The sequence below is a fragment of the Streptomyces sp. NPDC058274 genome (assembly GCF_042881375.1).
In the GTDB taxonomy this organism is placed as follows: Bacteria; Actinomycetota; Actinomycetes; order Streptomycetales; family Streptomycetaceae; genus Streptomyces.
Genome location: NZ_JBHVXW010000002.1, coordinates 455,531 through 474,545, shown reverse-complemented (window position 1 = coordinate 474,545; position 19,015 = coordinate 455,531). Strand labels below are relative to the sequence as shown.

The following is a 19,015-nucleotide window of genomic DNA, read 5'->3' as shown; positions in this document are numbered from 1 at the left end:
GCTTCGGTGCTTCAGAAGTGGGCGAGTGCCGAGGAGTTCTGCTGTTCGGTGGCGCGTGCGTGCCGTTCGAGGTGCGGCGGCGTACACAAAGCAGTCGGCCGTACGAGGTGTGGTGGGCCGTCGGCCGGTCAGAGGCCGGGGTCGGTGCGGACGGACAGGTGCCAGGCGTTCTCGGCGCCGTGCGGTCGCTCGGCCGCACAGACACAGCCGATGAGCAGGCCCGACGGGGTGGGGCGCAGGACGATCTCCGCGTGGCCGGCTCCACCGGGCGCGGGACGGCAGTCGAGCCAGCTGCCGTCGGACAGCCGTACCGAGGCGGCCGCCGCCCACACCTGCCGGAAGTCCGAGGAGTCGAGCTCCCACCGGGAGCCGGCCGAGTCGATCACCACCGAGGTCCGGCGCGAGGTGTTCGGGGTGATCCAGAGGACGACCTCTTCCGGTACGTCGGGGGCCTGGACGTCGACGCGGACCGGCTCGGCGGGGTCGTCGGGAGCGGTGAGTTCCCAGCCGATCCGCTCCCGGGGGGCGAACAGGCCGAGCGGGTGCTTCTCCTCCCAGGCCGCGGTCGGCGGCACGCCCCAGCCGAGACCGCTGTCGCGGCTGAACCGGCTGCGTTCCGCGGTCACCCACATCCCCGCCGACCAGCGGGGGTTGTAGCCGAAGGCACGGGTGCGGGGGAAGGGGCTGCGCAGGATCTTGGACGCGCCCTCCGCCCACGTGGTGACTCCCGCGGCGTTCGCGTCCACCTGGAGCCGGCGGGCCCCCGCGGCGGACCGCGGGGCCGGAGCGAGTCGTCCGGCGCTGTCGGCGGGTGCCGGCTGCGTCCGGAAGACGGTGGTCAGCCGGGCCACCCCGTCCGCGCCGGGCTCCAGCCGGGGTTCCAGCAGACCGCTGTGGATCAGCCGGACCGGCTGCCGCACCGGCACCTCGATGCGCAACCCGGCGCCGTTCCACGTCAGTTCGCTGCCGAGGGGAGCGAGCTGGGCCGCCGCGACCACCTCGGAGGAGTCCCGGACGCCGATCCCGAGGCCCAGCGGGTGCTCCTGCCCGTCACCCTGCGCCGGGTCGGTCAGGGCGAAGGTGCCCTGGCGCAGCCCGACCGTCTGGAAGAGGCGTCCGGGCCGGGCGGTGAAGGTGAAGTCCTGGTGCAGCACACCACCGTCGAAGGTGACCGTGCCGACGACTTCGTCGTCACCGGAACGCTCGACGATCCGGACGCCGTGCTCGACGGGGCTGATGTCCAGGTCGCCCGGCTCGCCCTCGCGCCAGCCCGCCGAGCGGTCGGCGCGGCAGCTGGGCCAGGTGGAGACGTACACGGGTCCGTGGTGGCCGGGGGCGAGGACACGGAGCGTTCCGTCGTCGCCGTCCACCTCGCAGACCAGTCCGTCGGAGCCGAACCGGTGCGGTGCCGGGTGACGCGGGGCCCGTACCCGGTACGGGGGTTCCGCGATCCGGAGCTGACGCGCTCCCGCGGGCCCGGCGAGTTCGGCCCCGAGCACGAGGCCCCGGTCGACGTCGACGCTCGCGGTGAGCTGCAGCTCGCCGAGGGCCAGGCAGTAGGTGACCGTGCGGACACCGTCCACCAGGCGGACGTCGGAGCGCAGTTCGTCGTCGCGGGCCTCCGTGACGGTCGCGAAGCTGTTCAGGCCGCCGAGAGCGGCGCGGCCCTCGGCCCCCAGGTCCGCGAAGACGCTGCGCAGGATCAGCGGTATGTAGTTGTGCAGTTCGACGTTGCCGTCCTCGCCGGGCACGGTCTGGCCGACGGAGACGCAGCCGACGCGCCGGTAGAGCCGGAACGCCACGGTGTTGGCCGGGTTCACGGTCAGCCGCAGGACCAGGCAGCCGGACCGCATCATCCATTCGACCGCCTCGGTGAACAGCCGCCCGGTGATCACACCGTTGCGGTACGCCGGGGCGACGAAGAACATGTCGGCGATGAGTTCACCGGCTCGTGCGGAGCGCCGGCCGGTGCCGTGGAACAGGCCGAACGTGCCCACCACCCGGCCGCCGTCGACGGCCACGAGGAATGTGGCCGTGTCCCGCTCGGCCAGTTCGCGCTCCAGCTCGTCGCCGGTGATGCCGCCGGCCACCGGGTTGGGGTTGTCGCGGTGGCGGTTGTACAGCTCCGCGATGTCCTGCGCGTCGCCCTCCTCGTACGGGCGGATCGTGATGGACATTCCACACCTCCTTTTCTTCGGATCGGATGCAGGGGGATCCCGGGGCGGGGGGACGGATTCCCGGGCGGGGGTTCCCGGGGCGGGGGGCACGGCTTCCCGGGCGGGGGCCGGTGACTAGGCCTTGCGTTCCGTGGTGACGATCAGGGAGCCGGCGGCGGCCAGTTCCGTGCCGACACTGGCCCGGACCGACACCTGGCGCAGTCCGCCGAGCCGCTGGCCGAGCCGGGCCTCCAGCGTCAGCTGATCGCCGGGGACCACCAGCCGGGAGAACTTCATCGAGCTGATGGAGCCGAGGTAGCCGACGCTGGCGGACGGGTCTGCGCCGGTCTCCCCCGTGTCGGGCGCCTCGACCAGCTCGGCGACGTACACGACCGCCACCAGCTGGGCCATCGCCTCGACGATCATCACGCCGGGCATGATCGAGTGGTCCGGGTAGTGCCCGGCGAAGAACGGCTCGTTCACCGAGACGCTCTTGATCCCGCGCCCGGAGACGCCGGGTACGACGTCGTAGGCCCGGTCGATCATCAGCATCGGCCAGCGGTGCGGCAGCATCCGCTTGATGTCGTCCGAGGAGTAGCTGTAGGTGTCCTTGGCCGCCGCTGCCCGGCGCGTGGGCGCGGGGGCGGGGGCAACCGGCGTGGTCGTCATGCTCAGACCTCGCGGGCTTCGATGAAGTCGACCAGGGCGTTGATCGAGCCGAAGGCCTCGAAGTCGTCGTCGCTGATCAGCACGTCGTACTCGTTGTTGACCATGACGACGATCTCCAGGGTGTCCAGCGAGTCCATTTCCAGACCGCGGCCGAACAGCGGCTGGTTGTCGGACACGACGGCCGGCTCGACGTCCAGGCCGAGCCGGTCGATGATCATCGACTTGACCTTCACGTTCTTCTCGAGGCGGGCCTCGGCCTGGGCGCGGACGTCCTCGAAGGTGGCGACGGACATGGGAGTTCCTTCCGGATAAGTGATGAGTAGTCAGATCTCTTGTACAGAGGGCTAGTTGGGGATCATTCCGCCGTCGACGGTGAGCACCTTGCCGGTGATGTAGGAGGCGGCGGGACTGGCCATGAAGACCGTCGCCTGGGCGACCTCGGCGGGGGTCCCCATCCGGCCGAGCGGGATCACCTGGAGGGCTTCCTTCATCTGCGCCGGCGGCACCTTCTTGACCATGTCGGTGTCGATGAAGCCGGGCGCCACCACGTTGACGCGGATGCCGCGCGGGGCCACCTCGTACGACAGGGTCTTGGCCATGGAGATCACTCCGCCCTTGCTGGCGGCGTAGTTGGCCTGGCCGGCCCGGCCCGCGATGCCGCTGGTGGAGGCGATCAGGACGATCGACCCGCCGGTCGCGTACATCTGCTTGGTCGCCTCGCGGGCGGTCAGGAAGGTGCCAGTCAGGTTGGTGCCGATGACCTCCTGCCACTTGGCGCTGCTCATGGCGGCCAGGTGCCCGTCGGCGGTCACCCCGGAGTTGAGGACGGCGACGTCGAGGGCGCCCCAGGTGGAGCGCAACTCCTTGTACATGGCCGCCACTTGGGCCTCGTCGGAGATGTCGGCAGGCAGCAGCAGGGCCTGCCGGCCGAGGGCGCGGACGCGCTCGGCGACCTCCTCGGCCTTCGCGGCGCTGGAGCGGAAGTTCAGGGCCACGTCGCAGCCGTGCTCGGCCAGCGCGACGGCGATCGCCGCGCCGATGCCCCGCGAGGCGCCGGTGACCAGGGCCTTGGTGCCCTCGGCGAACAGCGTTCCCGGCGCGCTCATGCGGCGCTCCCGCTCATCGCCGCGGTGACCCGGTGGCTGCCCGGATCGAAGCCCTCGATGTCCGTGCCGAGGCCCACCCGGTCGGCGGCCTTCAGCACCGCCTGCGCGACCGCGAGGTCCAGGACGCCCAGGCCGAACGGCGAGAAGACGATCGTGTCGGTGGTCGCCGGCGGGTCGGTCCAGCCGAGCACGGTGGCGATCTCGGCGTGCACGAAGTCCTGGTGCCCGACCTCCTGTTCGGCGCGGTGCAGGGAGGTCTGCTCGCGGACGGCGTGCTCGATGTCGTCGACCACGTTGTACGAGGAGAGCACCGACGCGGTGTTCAGGTCCCGCAGCGACAGGTGCAGGATCACCTGGCCGGCCGGGCGGTCCGGGAAGTCGGCCAGGTCGAGCCAGTAGGTGGAGTCGGTGGTGGCGACACTGACGGTGTCGGCGCCGAGCGCGTCGGCCACCTCGCCGGTCCGGAAGGCGATCCCCGGGTGTTCGGCGGCCAGTTCGGCGGCGAACACCTCGGCACGGCCGGGGACGACGTCCTGCAGCACGACGGTCTCGATGTCCTGGTGGGTCACCGTGAGATAGGTGAGGACGCGGTGGTTGATCGTGCCGCAGCCGACCAGTCCGACGGTGCGCACCGGGCGGCGGCCGTGCAGCACACCGCTGGCGAGCGCGGCACTGGCCGCGGTCCGCGAGGCGGAGATCTGGCTGCCTTCGAGAAGGGCCTGCGGATACCCGGTCTCCAGGTCGTTCAGGATCTGCACGGACGAGGCCCGCTGCAGGCCCTGGTTCACGTTCGTCGGGAAGGACGAGATCCACTTCAGGCCCATCACCGGCTCCGGGCCGCCGAGGTAGGCCGGCAGGGAGATGATGCGCGAGCCGGTGGGCCGCGGCGGGCGCAGGAAGCTGGAGAACGGCAGGTTCGAGTGGCCCTGGCCGTGCAGGACGTAGGCGCTGCGCACCGCGTCGAGCACGGCGGACTCGAGGCCCGTCAGCGCGGTGCGGACGGCGTCGCGACCGAGGATTCTCATGACGCGCTCCTTTCTTGGTCGTCGTGGGACTGGGGGTGTTCGAGGTGCTGGAAGTGGGCCTCGACCCATTGGTCGGAGTAGATGGTGTCGAGGTAGCGGTCGCCGCCGTCGGGAAGCACCGCGACGCAGGTGGCACCCGGTTCGATCCAGGACGAGGAGCTCAGGAGCGCGGCCATGACGGCGCCGGAGGAGCCGCCGGCGAGGATGGACTCCTGCGCCAGCAGCTGACGGCAGCCGCGCACGCAGTCGAAGTCGGTCACCTTCAGCACCCGGTCCGCGAGCCCGGGTTGCAGCAGGGGCGGCACCACGGCCGCTCCGTGACCGGGGATCGTGCGCCGGTGCGAGCGTTCCCAGGGCTCCGGCGGCCCGAAGATCACGCTGCCGACCGCGTCCACCGCCACGACCCGGGTGTCCAGGCCGTTGTCGCGGATGAACTCGGCGCAGCCGCGCAGGGTGCCGCAGGTGCCGGCCGCGAGGAAGAGGTAGTCGGGGCCGCCCGGCAGGGCCTCGCAGATCTCGCGCATCGTGGAGTGGTGGGCCCGGGCGTTGTACTCGTTGGCGTACTGGTTGGGCCAGTACGCGTCGGGGACGCTCTCCAGCAGCGCCCGGACCCGGTTGATCCGGGCCGGCAGGAACTCGCCGGTGGCCGGGTCCCGTTCGACGACCTCGACCCGTGCGCCGTACGCCCGCATGATGGCGGCGTTCTGTGCGGTGGTCCGGGGGTCGACGACGCAGATGAGGTTGAGCCGGTAGAAGTTGCACAGCTGGGCGAGGGCGATGCCGAGGTTGCCCGAGGAGGACTCCACGACCGTGGAGACTCCCGGGACGAGCTTGCCCGTCCTGATGGCGTGCTCGATCATCGACTTGGCGGCGCGGTCCTTGATGCTGCCGCCCGGGTTGAAGCGCTCGCACTTGGCGTACACCTGGAACCGCTCGGGAGGGAACAGCCGGTCGAGGGCGACCAGCGGGGTCCCGCCGATCGTCGCGACGATGTCGGTCTCCCAGGCGCGGGTCGAGCGGGCCGCCAGTGCCGCGCCGTCGGAGGCGAGGACTGTCATTGCGGTGCCTTTCTGCTGATCTGGAGCCGCAGTTCACTGACGTAGCGCTCGCCGTCGGCGTCCGGCAGCCAGGAGTCGTCCGGAGCCGGCAGGGGCTCGCTGACGGTCAGGACGGTGTCCGGATCGAGCCGCAGCGCCCGGCGGACGAGGTTGGCGAAGGAGAGCACCAGCGTCGGGCTGGTGAAGTCGACCAGGGACGGTTTGGTCTCCTCGGGGAACTTGACGAACGCCTGGTCGGGCAGGGCGTGTTCGGTGATCCAGCGGCGTACGGCGAGGTAGTCGCCGTGCCGGTCCGGCTTGGCGGGCAGGGCGATCCCGTCGGCCCGCGGCCGCCAGGTCTCCCGGAACAGGACCAGGTCGTCGACGCTCACCCGCGGGGCGTGCGGGCGGTCGAGGCCGATCTTGAAGGCGTCCGCGGCGATGATCGAGACCGGCACCGCGAGCAGTTCGGACATGCTCCACACCCGCCCGTCGGGGGTGGTGGCGGTGACGGTGCCCTCCGTCTCGGCCACCGTGATGGCCGCCGCCGGGTCGACCCGGGACCGCTCGTCGAAGGGGGCGCGGGTGAATCCGATCAGCCGGTCGCCGGCCCCGATCGGCGCGGGGACCATCCGGCCGCTGTTGCGCTTCCAGTCGACGGGCAGCAGCGGCACCAGCCGCGGGGCGCCGACCGCCGCGTTGACCTTGTCCCGGAGCGAGCCCTCGTCGGTCGTCCAGTCCAGGAACGGCAGGTCGAGGGTGCCCAGGCAGGCGTGGAGTTCGCCGAGTACGACGGTGTAGTCGCCGGCGTTCACCGCCTCCACGGACCGGGCCACCACCTGGAGGTCCGGGCTGTGCAGGGCGAGGTGCGGCGACCGCACGGGACCGGTGGCGAAGACCGCGCGGGCGCGCTCCTCGATGTCCGGCACCGACAGCCGCACGTGCTCGCCCGGCGCGGCCGCCGGGTCCAGGTCGATGATCTCCCGCCATTTCCGGGCCAGTTCAGCGGTCGCGGTCTGTACGGGGGTGGCGTGCTGTCCCCAGAACAGGCCGAGCACCTGCGGCCAGACATCGGCGAGCGTGACCGTCGGGCGGCGGGCCGCGGCGGCACGTACGAGCTGGGCGACCTCCGCCTCGGCCAGCTCCGCCAGGCGGTTGCCGAACCAGTCCGCCGCGTCGGCCACCAGGGCCAGCGGACGGGCGATCGGGTCGAGGAAGTCCCGCCCCAGCTCCATCCGGCAGTCCCGGACGGAGTCCTCGTAGCAGAGCGTGCGGCCGGCGTAGGCCTTGCCCTCTTCCCGGGACGCCGACTGTCCCGTCGTACGGACGAAGAAGTCGTCGAGCAGGTCGAGGGCCCCGACGAGTTCCTCGGCACTGGCCGCGCGCTCGATGCCGTCCCGCAGCCGGTCCAGCTCGCCGAGGACCGCGTCGAAGCGGATGAACAGTTCCGGGTCGCCGATGGCGGCCACCCGTCGGCGCAGGATCTCCTCGGCCCGTACGTCGACGGGGATGTTGGCGTCCCAGGTCAGCACGCGCCGGCCCAGCAGCCGGGTCAGGGTCCGTTCCACGCGGTCGCGGGCCGTCGGGGCGTCCCACCGCTGTCCGGGCTCCGCGAGGAGCGCGTCCGTGATGGCCTCGCCGTTCCGGTTGCCGTCGGCGTACCGCAGCACCTGTACGTCGTCCTCGCGCAGCCGCAGCACCTTGTGGCCCGGCATCACCAGCCGGTCTCCGTCGAGGTGCACGTCGGGCCGCAGCACCGGCGGGAACCACCAGCGGGCGCCCGGCTGCCCGGCCATCCACTCCGCCAGCGCGGCCACCGTCCAGCGTTCGAAGAACACCCGGTCGGCCGCGGTGAGCGACGGGCCGTGCTCGAACTCCATGGCGCGCTGTGTCCGCCCGACGGAGATCCAGGCGGCCGGCCCGAAGAAGCCGATGGTGTCGGCCTTCGCGCAGTACCGCAGCCAGTACATGGCCAGGGTGCGTTCGCGCTGCTTGCGCTTGGACTCCTTGCCCTTGCCGGCCGCGAGGGAGTCGAGGATCTGGTAGACGGTGCGGTTCTGCCAGGCGATGGCGGTCCGCACCCGGTCGTCGGTGGCGAGCCGGCCGAGCCGGGCGGCCTCGGCGGCACTGTCCGCCTGGTACGCGGCCACGAACTCGTCGTGACCGGCCGCGCCGCTCGCCAGCAGCGCCGCCGCGTCGGTCGCCCGCCGGCCGCCGAGCAGGTCCAGTCCGGAGACCGGGAAGCCCGCGCTGCGGAGCAGTCCGACGCCCCACACACGCCAGTTCGTGGCGCCGAGCCGGTAGGAGGGCCCGAAGGCCGACCAGTCCAGGGTGCGGCGGGTCGTCGCCTCCAGCGTGCCGGTGCCGGTCATCGGGTTCCTCCTTCCGGAAGCGGGTCGGGTGCGTCGAACGCGGCGGCCAGCCGGGAGATGCCCTCGGTGATCCGCTTCCTGGGGACGTGGCTGAAGCACAGCCGCAGTGCGTCGGCGTGTTCGCCGTCGATGCCGAAGTGGCTGCCGGGCACGAAGGAGACCCCGTGCGCGGCGGCCGCCGCGGCGAAGCGGCCGGTGTCGACGCCCTCGCGGTGGCGCAGCCAGATGTAGAAGCCGCCCGTCGGGCGCTCCCACGACCAGGGGCCCGTGGTGCCGAGCTCCCGCTCCAGCGCGTCGGCCATCAGCGTGCTGCGCTCCCGGTAGCTGTGCCGGTAGGCGTCCACCAGCGCCGTCCACCCGTTGCGGGTGTGGAAGGCGGCGAGCGCGGCCTGGGCCAGGGCGGAGGGCGACAGCGACATGACCTCGGTGGTGCGGCGCAGGTGCTGGGCCAGGTGGGCCGGTGCGGAGATCCAGCCGCACCGCAGGCCCGGGGCGAAGACCTTGGAGAAGGTGCCGAGGTACACCACGCGGTCCGGGTCGAGCCCCTGCAGGGTGGCGGTGGTCCCGCCGTCGAACGCGAGGAGTCCGTAGGGGTTGTCCTCGATGACCAGGAGGTCCAGCTCCTGGCAGACCGTCAGCAGCTCCTTGCGGCGCTCGACGGACACGGTCGCGCCGGTGGGGTTCTGGAATGTCGGGTTGCAGTACAGCAGCCGGGCGGTGTGTCCGGCGGCGCGCAGCCGCAGCACCGTCTCCCGCAGCCCCACGGGGTCCATCCCGCCGTCGGTGCCGGGGTCCTCGGGGATGGCGTGCAGGTTCAGGCCCGCGGTCCGGAAGGCCGCGGCGGCGCCCGGGTAGGCGGGTGTCTGGCACAGGACGGTCTCACCCGGGGTACCGATCCCGAGTGCCACGGCCATCAGCCCCATCTGGGATCCGCCGGTGGGCACGAGGTTCTCGGCCGTCGTGGCGGCCCCCTCCTGGGCCATCAGGTCGGTGATCGCCGGCACGAGGGCCTTCGCCACGTGCGGGGTGCTGTATTGGAAGGCGAGCCTGCCGCCGAGCCGTACGAGACGGGAGAGCTGGCTGGAGATCGCCTCCAGCGGAAGGACGTCCAGGTCGGGCAGCCCCCCGGCGAAGGAGATCAGGTCCCCGCCCCGCTCGAACAGTCGCGGCATCTCGACCGCGGGTCTGGTGTCGGTCCACATGGGTATCAGTTCCTGGCTGTCGCCGGTATCGAGGCCGCCGCCTGCGCGTGCACGGAGCGCCACAGGTCGGCCGGGGAGGTGAGCGCGGGGTCGGCGAGCACGTCCGGGTCGATCTCGACGCCGTACTCCTCCTCGACGGCCATCACCAGGGCGACCGTGTGCAGCGAGTCCACGCCGAGGTCCACGAGGGGCTTCTCCGGATCCGTGACCGTGACGGCGCAGATCTGCTCGACGAGCTGGTCAAACTGCGACTGGTTCATGAGACGTCCTCGTCTGTGCGATGGAAGGCTTGGGTGTGTGCCGGTCGCCGGCCGGCGGATCGATCAGGCGCCGGGCGGCCTTGCGGTCGGGCTTGCCGTTCGCGGTGAGGGGTACGGCGTCGATGCGGGTGATGACATCGGGCATCCGGGCGCGGTCGAGCCGTCCGGCGAGGTGGTCGCGGACCTCCTCCACCGGCAGGCCGGTCTGCACCGCGAGGTGCAGCGGCCCGTCCTCGGGCTCGGGTCGCAGGGCCACCGCCGCGGTCACCCCGGGGATCCGCTCCGCGGCGTCCTCGATCTCGGTCAGGCCGAGGCGGATCCCGCGCCGTTTGATCATGTCGTCGTCGCGGCCGACGAAGTAGAGCCGGCCGTCGGCGTCGAGGTATCCCTGGTCGCCGGTGTGCAGTTCGAGCGAGCCGTCGGCCCGGCGGACGTAGCGGCTCTGCTCGTCGAGCGGAATCCGCCAGTAGCCGGCCATCACCGTGGTGCCCGACACGACGATCTCGCCGGTCTCCTCGGGTCCGAGGTCGTGCTTGTCGCCGTCCACGATCCGCACCTGGTCGCCGGGGATGGGCCGGCCGACCGACTCGGGGTGGGTCGCGTATTCGGCGGGGTCCAGGATCGAGATGCGCTTGCACTCGGTCATGCCGTACATCGAGGCGAAGCCCGAACCGGGGAAGGCGTCGAGGAGTTCGGACATGATGGCCCGGCCCGGCCGGGCGCCCGTGTTGGTGAACAGGCGCACCTTCGTCGGCCGGCGCAGCTTGCGCTGCAGCAGGGTGAGGATCTGGGCGAGGGAGGGCACCAGCGGGACGACGGTGACGCCGTGCCGCTCGATGATCCGCAACAGGCCCACGTCGCTGCTGCGTTCGGCCAGGACGAGCGTGCCGCCGGTGAGGGCGCAGAGCAGGGCCTGGTAGAGGCCGTAGTCGAAGGAGAGCGGCAGCCTGCACAGGACGACGTCGTCGGCGTCGTACCGCAGACAGGCGTTGACCGCCTCGGCCGCCGCGATCATCTGCCGGTGCGGGCAGATCACGCCCTTGGGCCGGCCGGTGGTGCCGGAGGTGTAGATCAGCATGGCGACGCTGTCGTCCGGCAGTTGGGCGGTGAAGGCGTCGGCGTCCGCGTGTTCGGCTTCCTGCCGGGCCCGGGCCACGTCGACCGTGCGTCCGGCGCGGGCGCCCGCCGCGGGCGAGCAGATGGCCAGGGCGGCCCCGCAGTCGTCGACGATCGCGCCGACCTGATGGTCCGTCAATTCCGGGTGTACGGGGACGAAGACGGCGCCCGTCCGGAGGGTGGCGTAGAAGAAGGTGAGGAAGGCGCGGTCGTTGCCGCCGGCGTAGACGACCCGCTGGCCGGTGGTCACGCCCTGGCCGCGCAGCCATCCGACGGTCCGGTCGACGGCGGTGCCGAACTCGCGATAGGTGAGGGTGCCGTCGGTGTCGACGACCGCGGGGTGGCCGGCGCGCTCGGCGCGCGGACGGTCGAGGAGGTCAGCGACCAGCATGGACGGGCTCCCCTCGGCCGACGGCCTCGCCGAGGCGGGTACGGGCCTTGTCGAGGTCCCGGGCCGAGTTGACGGACAGGACGTCAAGTCCGGGGTGCTGGCGCTTGAGGATGCTCGCGAGGGTGCGGGCGGGCGGCAGCGAGAGGGTGACCGCGGGCGCCAGCCGGGCGAGCGTGCCCAGGCACAGGTCCCAGCGCACCGGACGTACCACCTGGTCGACGAGCCGCTGCCGGATCACCTCGGGGGTGTCCACCACTTCTCCGTCGGCGTTCGAGAGCAGCAGGCCGCGCGGCCGTTCGAAGTGGATGGCCGCGGCGGCGGCGGCGACCGTCCGCCGCGCCGACTCCATGTACGGGGTGTGGAAGGCGCCCGCGACCGTGAGCGCCTTGACCGTCGCCCCGCGGGGCGGCGCGGCGGTCAGCAGCCGTAGGTCCTCGAGCGCTCCCGCGGCCACGATCTGGCCGGGGCCGTTGAACGTGGCCGCGGTGAGGCCGAGTTCGCCGATCCGGGCGAGCACCTCGGGCTCGTCCCCGCCGACCACCGCCGCCATCGAGGTGGGTGCCTCGGCGCAGGCGGCGGCCATGGCACGACCGCGGATGGCGGCGAGGCGCACGGCGTCGGCGGCGCTCAGCACTCCGGCGTACACCGCCGCGGTGAGCTCGCCGACCGAATGGCCGGCGACCACCGCGTCCCCCGCGGACACCGCCCCGGCCAGCGCCTCGTGGGCGAGCACTCCCTGGGCGACCAGCAGCGGCTGGGTGTTCTCGGTCCGGGCGATCTCCGCGGCCGAGGCCTTGGTGCCCAAGTGGACGAGGTCGCAGTCGGCGGCCTCGGACCAGGCCCGTACCCGCTCGGCGTGGACCGGGTCACGCAACCAGCCGGCCAGCATTCCAGGTGTCTGTGATCCCTGACCCGGCGCAACTATTCCGAACATGTGTTCTATCCCCCTTTCGTGTTGCGTACCCGACGCACGGCGCTCGGCGAGCGGTGCGGTACGGACGGACTGGCTAGAGGCGCCCGGTGCTCTTGGCGAACCGGCGGACCGCCAGGAACGAGAACCCGGCGAACCAGGCGACGATGTTGAACACGGCACCCGAGAGGCTGGAGTGCTCACCGCTGAACGAGTAGCCGTCGGTGAGGGCGTAGCGGGCGAGGGTCGACACCCCGTACATCGGCGTGAACCGCGAGATGTCGAGCATGGTCCCGCTGAGCGGGATGAACAGGTTGCCGAGGAAGGCGAGCGCGGTCATGGTCAGTCCCGGCATGTGCATCACGACCTCGGGCTTCAGCGCCAGGCCCATCGCGATGCCGAGCGCCGCGAAGACCGCCGCTCCGATCCAGGCGACGAGCAGCGAGGTCACCCAGACCTCGGCATCGGCGCGCGCACCGGTGACGTAACCGAGCACCCCGACGATCGCCACCGGCACGGCGGCCATGACCACCGAGCACACCACCTTCACCAGCAGATAGCCGGGCGGGGCGAGCGGGCTCAGCGCGATGGTGCGCATCCAGCCGACGGACCGCTCGACCGAGATGGTGGCCGCCGCGCTGGTGGCCGCCATCGCCGCGCCGTACACGGCCAGGCCGATCATCATCCAGGCGGCGAAGTTGCCGTGCGGCAGGGTCGCGTGGGCCGGACTGGTGCGGAACAGGGCGAGATAGAGGACCGCGGGGAGCAGCAGGGTGAAGATCGTGGTCTGCCGGTTGAACCGGCGCCGCAGTTCGTAGCGGACGAAGGTGGGGTTCACCCCGCTGAAGGGCGAGGTGCGGGGGCCGGCGCCGGGCGCCGCGAGGGTGGTCATCGGGGCCCCTCCTGGGCGGTGCGGCCGGGGCCGGTGATGGCCACGAAGGCCTCTTCAAGACTGCGCGGGGTGACCTCGATCTCCGTGGCGGAGGTCTCGGTGACCAGCGCCCGCAGCAGGGCGTCCGAGTCGGTGCAGTCGAAGAAGTGACGCTCACCGCGGCGCGTGACGGAGCGGACGGCGGCCCGCGCGGCGACCGCGGCGGCCTCGCCCGGGCCGATCAGGGCCGAGACGGTACGTCCGCTCGTGGCGGCGCGGATCGACGACGCGGAGCCGTCGGCCACGACCTCTCCCCGGTCGATCATCACCACCCGGTCGGCGAACTGGTCGGCCTCCTCCATGTAGTGCGTGGCGAACATGACCGTCATGCCACGGCCGGCGTCCTCGCGGACGGTGGCCCAGAACTCCCGGCGGGCGGAGACGTCCATACCGGCGGTGGGCTCGTCGAGGACCAGGAAGTCGGGGTCGGACAGCAGCGCCAGGGCGAACCGCACCCGCTGCTGCTCACCGCCCGAGCACTCGGCGACCCTGCGGTGCCGCAGGGAGGTGACCGCGGCCCGGCTCATGACCTGCTCCGGGTCGGCGCCGGGGTGCAGCGAACCGAGCATGTGCACGGTGGCCTCGACGGTCAGGTCCGGCAGCAGGCCTCCTGACTGGAGGACCGCCGCGACCCGGCCGGCACGCACCGCCTGCCGCGGCGCCATCCCGAACAGCTCCACCTGTCCCGAGTCGGGCCGGGTGAGCCCGAGGAGCATGTCGATGGTGGTCGTCTTGCCGGCGCCGTTCGGACCGAGGAACGCGACGACCTCACCGCGTCGGATCCGCAGGTCCAGCCCGTTGACGGCGGTGAACTCCTCGCCCTTGGCGTTGGCGAAGCGCTTGACGACCGTGCTGAGCACGGCGGCATCCGGAGAGGTCACCTCCCTCGGTGCCGGACGGGCTTGGGTTTCGATCGTCATCTGAGTCCTCACGATTCAACGGATGTCGCCTTGGCGGGATTCACTCTTGCGCGCCCCCCTATCCGCCCGAACCGGAGCCACTACCAGCCGCCTATCGAGGCCCTATCCGGCTCCGGGACACCGCCCTCGGACGGTGCCCGCACGCCGGGCCGGAGCGGCCGTCCACCCGCGCCCGCCCCGGCCGTTCGGGACCGGGGGCGTGAACTCCCCTGTCCGCAGGGCGACTTCATCACCCGCGCGGGAGTTGGCGTGAAGCCGCTCCTGAGGAGGTTCGCGGGCGAGGGCGGTGCACGAGGCCCTCCGCCGGGCCCCGCTCCGGTCGCTCACCACGGCCGGGACCCGCGTTGACACGGGCCATCACCGGGCGTTCACTGATGACACGGTGCAGGGCCATGTCCCGGGATTGTCCGGCCGGGACATTCCACCTTCCCCGCTTCGCCTGGGCCCCGCGGACGAATGAATTCCCCGCGCTCTGGAGGTCCGGCGACGTCATGGATTCTGCCGATCTTCGATTTGGGAAAGTGGCACACAAATGATGTACGACCAGGCACGCGCCCAGCAGCCCGCCGACAAGAACTCCGGTTCGGCCCTGCGCCGCACCCCGAGCGGCCCGGAGCCCCTGCTCCCGGCGGACGAACGGTCCCGGCTCACCCAGCGCCTCCGGCACGCCCTCCACGACTTCGGCGACAGCCCGCGCGAGGCCCTGGAAGAGGCCGAGGGCACCTTCGACGAAGTCGCCGCCCACCTCGTGAACACCCTGGCGGAGCGGCGGCGCCTCCTGCGGGAGGGCTGGGAGGGCCAGACACCCGAAGCCCGCTCGGACGAACTGCGGCTGGCCCTCGGGCAGTACCGGGAGATCACCGAACGCCTGCTGCGCATGTAATCGGCGAGCGGGGGCACCGGACCGGCAACGCCGGAGAAACCACCGACAACGCCGGAGAAACCATCGGGAACGCGCCGGGAACCCACCGGTGCCGTACCGGGAAAAGGAATGAAGATCTGTTCGGGCCATATCGCCGGACGCGACGAAATGGCCCGCGGATCAGCAGATACAGAGAAACGCTTTTGCGCGCTCCGGAACCGACTGGGCCGCCTTGATCGCAGTAACATTGATTTCGGGTTGGCTCACGCTCACGTGAACCGCCCGGAAGGGCGACTCCGGCGTATGCGCGCCGGAGTCGTTGTCTCGGCCGTGGACAGGCGCGCACCGGGCGGTGCCCCGAACAGGAGGGACAAGGCATGATCCAGGCAGCCGACATCCGCGAGTGGCGCAATCACGACGTCGTCGACTCCAAGGGGCACAAGATCGGCGTGCTCGAAGCGGTCTACGTCGACACCGCCACCGACGAACCGGCCATGGCCACCGTCCGGGCCGGACTGCCCACCCGCCAGCGCCTGGTCTTCGTCCCCGTCGACGAAGCGGTCCTCGGCCCCGGCTACCTGAAGGTCTCCTTCGCCAAGAACCAGGTGCGCAAGGCGCCTTCGATCGGCACGGACGACATCCTGCCCGCCGAGCAGGAGGAGTCGATCTTCCAGTACTACGGCATGACCTACAAGCCGGGAGCGGCCGGCGAACGGCAGCTCGCCCGCCGCTGAGCGGTGGCCGCACGTCCGAGGGAGTTGTTCGCGTGATGGTGCTCTTCCTGCTGCTCGTCCTCGTGGCCGTCATCCTGGGCATCATCGGAGTGGCGGCCTCGGGCCTGGGCTATCTGCTGGCCATCGGCATCGCGGTCCTCGTGCTCGATGTGGTCATCGCCGGCGTGCGGCTGTCCCGGCGCGCCAAGCGGCGCCCCTTGCGCTGAGCGCGCGGCCGACCGGGCGACGGTTGTGGGTGCACCCGCCGGCGCACTGGTGGTGCGGTCAGGACGTCAGGTCCGGCAGGGGTTCGGAGCCGTCGACGAAAGCGCGGGCCAGATCGGACAGCCGGCGGTTGTGGGCGCGGGCGTACGAGCGCAGCGCACTGAAGGCCTCTTCCATGTCCAGGCCCAGGCGTTCGGCGAGCTTGCCCTTGGCCTGCTCGATCAGGACGCGGCTGTGCAGGGCCGTCTGGAGCTGTTCGTTGAGGACGGTGCTGCGCTCCGCGGAACGCTGTTGCAGCAGGCTGATCGTCGCCACGTCGGCGAGGGCCTGGGCGAGCGGTGTGTCGGCCGGGTCGAAGGGGCCCGGGGTGGCGCGGAAGAGGTTCAGGGCGCCGACGACCTCGTGCCGCAGCCGCATCGGCAGGGCCTGGACCGCCCCGAAACCGCACAGCCGTGCCGCCTCGGTGAAGTGGGGCCATGCATGGGCCTTCTCGCGCAGATCGGGCACCGTCACCGGCGCTCCCGTACGGAAGCACTCCAGGCAGGGGCCCTCGTCGCTCTGCAGCTGGAAGAGCTCCAGGAGACGCACCTGTTCGTCGGAGGCGGCCATGACGCGCAGTTCGCCGTCCGGGCCGGCCAGCAGCACACCGGCCGCGCTCACGTCGAGCATGCTCACACAGCGGTCGGTCAGCAGACGCAGGAAATCCACCAGGTCGAAGTCGGCGACCAGGTTGTCGGCCAATTCGACGAACGTCCTGGCGAGCAGTCGTTCATCCATCGTGCACATCCTCTCTGGGAAGCCGGCCTCGCCGGGAGGACGCGGGAAGCAGGGGTCGGTCGGGGGCTCGTGGCACCACGTCAGCTCTCATCATGCGTTCCTTCGGGCGTCGCGTCCGGGGTGGTATCCGGACCCTCGTGAAGGCCGGCCGCCGCGGTCGGAGCTCTTTCCGGTGGTACGTCCGTCGCCGCGGGCGGATCGGAAGCCGGGCGCGTGTTCGGGCCCGCGGGTTTGCTCGGGTCCGTGGGTTTGCTCGGGTCCGTGGGCTTACTCGGGCCCGTGGGCTTACTCGGGCCCGCGGGCTTACTCGGGCCCCTGGGCGTACTCGGATCCGTGGGCGTACTCGGGCCCGTGGGCGGGTCGGGCTCGAGGCGGAGGCGGCGGCCCACCACGTCGGCCGCGACGTCGGCGAGCCGGCGCCCGTGCGCGTAGGCGTAGGCGCGCAGCCGTACGAAGGCCTCCTCGATGCCGACCCCCAGCTGGACGGTGAGCATGCCGCTGGCCTGGTCGATCTCGGCGCGGTAGCGGCCCAGGTCCTCGCCGCGGCCGTGCCGGAGCGGCCCGCCCCGGACAGCGGCCGACTCCTCGATCCTGGTGTCGAGCAGCACCAGGGTGGCGCAGTCCGCGAAGGCCCGCGCGTCCGCCAGGTGTTCGGCGTCCAGCTCGACGGGGGCATCCGCGTACAGGTCGAGGACGCCGGGGCTGATGGCCCCGATCTGCAGGGGCAGGGCGAAGACCGCGGCGGCGCCCGCGTCGATGGCCGCGACCGTGAACACGGGCCAGCGGGCCCGCATTTCGGCGGTGCGCAGATCGGGCGCCAGCACCGCGAGTCCGAGGGTGAAGGCGTCGACGCAGGGGCCCTCGCCGAGCGTGAGCTGCAGCTCCTCCAGGCGTTCGCTGATCTCGTCCGTGCTGCACAACGGGTGGCCCGGCCCGGTGCGGGACCTGGCCGAAAGGCCGGCACCACCGATCGGCAGTGCGTCCACCGCGGCCGTGCACACGTCCACGACGCCGACCTTCGCTCTGCGTCTGGCCGCCGCTTCGGCCACCAGCAGCGTGATCCGGGACGACCGTCCGGCGCTCATCGGACGGCCCGACGGGTACCGCGCCGGTGGGAGAGCTCCCCGCGGAGCAGGGCCGCGTCCCGGTCGCGGGGCACGGCCGGATTCCCCTGCGACGAGGTCAGCGGGGGAAGGAACATGACGTGTCTCGGTTCACGAGACCCTCCAAGTGGTGGCGTCCGGGCCGTGGTTCGCGGCAGGAGAGTCCGCGGCGACCGTGCGAGGGACCGCTCACCGCGGGCGTGGCCTCCGACCGGTCCTGCGCCGTCGGGGTCCGGGGCTCCACGTTTTTCAGCATAGTCGCCGGGCGGGCACGCCGGGCGGCCCTCGGCGGCGTACGCGTACCTGCCGCCGGGGCTGTGGGCTTCCCGAGAGGACCGGGGTTCAGCCGGCCGGAGAGTCGCTCACCTTGTTCGCCGGGCCGATGGCGAGCTTGACGCCACCGGAGCCGTCGGAGGCCGGCAGCGAACCGGCGGGCCAGGCGACGCCGACGTACTTGGTCTCGTTCGGCGGCGTGACCAGGATCTTGGTCGGGCGGACGCCTGAGCCACCGGTGTTGTTGACCGGGAAGGTGATGTTGAAAGCGGCCGACTCGCCGTCCTTGAGGACCGAGGGGTAGGCCTTCTCGCCGTTGCGGTCGACGGAGATCGTGGACCCGTCGGCGGTCTTCAGGTCGACGCCCGCGTATCCGTTGACGGAGCAGTCGCGTCCGCCGCCGTTCTTGAACTGGACGGTGACGACGCCCTCCTTTTTGTCGGTCGTGTTGTCCACGGCGTAGACCTCGAGCTCGTCGGTGCGGCACATGGACGCCTTGCCGCTCGTACCGGAACCGGAACCGGCGCCCGCGGTGCCGCCCGTGGCCGAGGAGCCGGACGAACCGGTGCCGGAGGCCGAACCGCCGCTGCCGCCGGCCGTTCCCCCGCCCGTGGAACCGCCCGTGGTGCCGCCCGTGGAACCGCCCGCGGTGCCGGCGGTCTTCCCGGACGGTGCGGTCGACGCCGAGTCGGCCGCCCCCTCGTCCCTGGTGCCGGTCCCGTCGCAGGCGGTGAGGGAGAGCGCGGCGGTCAGGCCGAGCGCGGCGAGCAGGATCTTGCGGCTGTTGGTGATGCGCATGGGTGTCCCCCCGGTATGACGTCGTATGGACCCCACGGCCCTGGTCTCGGTCCCGCGGCCGTCAGGCCGCCGGTTCCGGGGTGCGGTGGGTGATCACCAGAGAACCGGGGTCACCCGGCGAGGGCAAGGCGGCGCGGGCAGCACGGGACGCTGGAATGCATGCACGACA

At 72.0% G+C, this 19,015-nt stretch carries 19 protein-coding genes; 3 read left to right on the top strand and 16 right to left on the bottom strand.

The features are described 5' to 3' along the window. Window positions 1–128: 128 nt before the first annotated feature. The 13 genes from ACFVYF_RS06610 to ACFVYF_RS06550 all read right to left on the bottom strand — a co-directional run bounded on the left by ACFVYF_RS06610 (window position 129) and on the right by ACFVYF_RS06550 (window position 14,095). The gene (locus ACFVYF_RS06610) at window positions 129–2,177 is read right to left on the bottom strand and encodes a GNAT family N-acetyltransferase (RefSeq protein WP_389451702.1); all 2,049 of its coding nucleotides are present in this window, start codon (window positions 2,175–2,177) and stop codon (window positions 129–131) included. 114 nt (window positions 2,178–2,291) lie between these two features. Further along, window positions 2,292–2,825: a 3-hydroxyacyl-ACP dehydratase FabZ gene (gene fabZ, locus ACFVYF_RS06605; protein WP_389451699.1), complete on the bottom strand. Its 534-nt coding sequence runs from the start codon at window positions 2,823–2,825 to the stop codon at window positions 2,292–2,294. 2 nt (window positions 2,826–2,827) lie between these two features. Next, window positions 2,828–3,118 carry an acyl carrier protein gene (locus tag ACFVYF_RS06600; RefSeq protein ID WP_383286218.1) on the bottom strand — a complete coding sequence of 97 codons (291 nt, stop codon included), beginning with the start codon at window positions 3,116–3,118 and terminating at the stop codon, window positions 2,828–2,830. Between the two features lie 51 nt (window positions 3,119–3,169). Then, a complete protein-coding gene (gene fabG, locus ACFVYF_RS06595; RefSeq protein ID WP_389451696.1) occupies window positions 3,170–3,931 on the bottom strand; it encodes a 3-oxoacyl-ACP reductase FabG in 762 nt (253 codons plus the stop codon). After that, window positions 3,928–4,956 (bottom strand): 2,3-diaminopropionate biosynthesis protein SbnB, encoded by a 1,029-nt coding sequence (gene sbnB / locus ACFVYF_RS06590; protein WP_389451693.1) that lies wholly within the window; start codon window positions 4,954–4,956, stop codon window positions 3,928–3,930. The genes fabG and sbnB overlap by 4 nt, the downstream gene beginning before the upstream one ends. Continuing rightward, window positions 4,953–6,014: a 2,3-diaminopropionate biosynthesis protein SbnA gene (gene sbnA, locus ACFVYF_RS06585; RefSeq protein WP_389451690.1), complete on the bottom strand. Its 1,062-nt coding sequence runs from the start codon at window positions 6,012–6,014 to the stop codon at window positions 4,953–4,955. Before sbnA ends, sbnB begins: the two co-directional genes overlap by 4 nt. Continuing rightward, window positions 6,011–8,365 carry a lantibiotic dehydratase gene (locus ACFVYF_RS06580; protein WP_389451687.1) on the bottom strand — a complete coding sequence of 785 codons (2,355 nt, stop codon included), beginning with the start codon at window positions 8,363–8,365 and terminating at the stop codon, window positions 6,011–6,013. Before ACFVYF_RS06580 ends, sbnA begins: the two co-directional genes overlap by 4 nt. After that, window positions 8,362–9,567 carry a PLP-dependent aminotransferase family protein gene (locus ACFVYF_RS06575; RefSeq protein ID WP_389451685.1) on the bottom strand — a complete coding sequence of 402 codons (1,206 nt, stop codon included), beginning with the start codon at window positions 9,565–9,567 and terminating at the stop codon, window positions 8,362–8,364. The genes ACFVYF_RS06580 and ACFVYF_RS06575 overlap by 4 nt, the downstream gene beginning before the upstream one ends. 5 nt (window positions 9,568–9,572) lie before the next feature. Continuing rightward, window positions 9,573–9,827, bottom strand: a complete 255-nt coding sequence (locus ACFVYF_RS06570; protein ID WP_389451682.1) for an acyl carrier protein — start codon at window positions 9,825–9,827, stop codon at window positions 9,573–9,575. Continuing rightward, a complete protein-coding gene (locus tag ACFVYF_RS06565) occupies window positions 9,808–11,334 on the bottom strand; it encodes a class I adenylate-forming enzyme family protein (protein ID WP_389451679.1) in 1,527 nt (508 codons plus the stop codon). The genes ACFVYF_RS06570 and ACFVYF_RS06565 overlap by 20 nt, the downstream gene beginning before the upstream one ends. Then, the gene (locus ACFVYF_RS06560) at window positions 11,321–12,268 is read right to left on the bottom strand and encodes an ACP S-malonyltransferase (protein WP_389451676.1); all 948 of its coding nucleotides are present in this window, start codon (window positions 12,266–12,268) and stop codon (window positions 11,321–11,323) included. Before ACFVYF_RS06560 ends, ACFVYF_RS06565 begins: the two co-directional genes overlap by 14 nt. 73 nt (window positions 12,269–12,341) lie before the next feature. After that, complete coding sequence (locus tag ACFVYF_RS06555; RefSeq protein ID WP_389451674.1) at window positions 12,342–13,136, bottom strand: ABC transporter permease; 795 nt, start codon at window positions 13,134–13,136, stop codon at window positions 12,342–12,344. Then, window positions 13,133–14,095, bottom strand: coding sequence for an ABC transporter ATP-binding protein (locus ACFVYF_RS06550; protein ID WP_389451671.1), 963 nt, complete (start codon window positions 14,093–14,095; stop codon window positions 13,133–13,135). Before ACFVYF_RS06550 ends, ACFVYF_RS06555 begins: the two co-directional genes overlap by 4 nt. A 532-nt stretch (window positions 14,096–14,627) precedes the next feature. On the opposite strand from ACFVYF_RS06550, the gene ACFVYF_RS06545 reads away from it, so the two are divergent. The 3 genes from ACFVYF_RS06545 (at window position 14,628) to ACFVYF_RS06535 (ending at window position 15,897) form a co-directional block, all read left to right on the top strand. Beyond that, window positions 14,628–14,978, top strand: a complete 351-nt coding sequence (locus tag ACFVYF_RS06545; protein WP_389451668.1) for a hypothetical protein — start codon at window positions 14,628–14,630, stop codon at window positions 14,976–14,978. 356 nt (window positions 14,979–15,334) lie between these two features. Beyond that, entirely contained in the window at window positions 15,335–15,691 is a 357-nt protein-coding gene (locus ACFVYF_RS06540) for a PRC-barrel domain-containing protein (protein WP_389451666.1), read from the top strand. Between the two features lie 32 nt (window positions 15,692–15,723). Further along, window positions 15,724–15,897, top strand: coding sequence for a hypothetical protein (locus tag ACFVYF_RS06535; protein ID WP_389452149.1), 174 nt, complete (start codon window positions 15,724–15,726; stop codon window positions 15,895–15,897). A 58-nt stretch (window positions 15,898–15,955) separates the two neighbouring features. On the opposite strand, the gene ACFVYF_RS06530 is transcribed toward ACFVYF_RS06535, so the two are convergent. From ACFVYF_RS06530 to ACFVYF_RS06520, 3 genes are all read right to left on the bottom strand, one after another. Then, window positions 15,956–16,672, bottom strand: coding sequence for a GAF and ANTAR domain-containing protein (locus tag ACFVYF_RS06530; RefSeq protein WP_389451663.1), 717 nt, complete (start codon window positions 16,670–16,672; stop codon window positions 15,956–15,958). 80 nt (window positions 16,673–16,752) lie between these two features. Next, window positions 16,753–17,757, bottom strand: coding sequence for an ANTAR domain-containing protein (locus ACFVYF_RS06525; protein ID WP_389451660.1), 1,005 nt, complete (start codon window positions 17,755–17,757; stop codon window positions 16,753–16,755). A gap of 360 nt (window positions 17,758–18,117) precedes the next feature. After that, a complete protein-coding gene (locus ACFVYF_RS06520; protein ID WP_389451657.1) occupies window positions 18,118–18,846 on the bottom strand; it encodes a DUF4232 domain-containing protein in 729 nt (242 codons plus the stop codon). Between the last annotated feature and the right edge of the window lie 169 nt (window positions 18,847–19,015).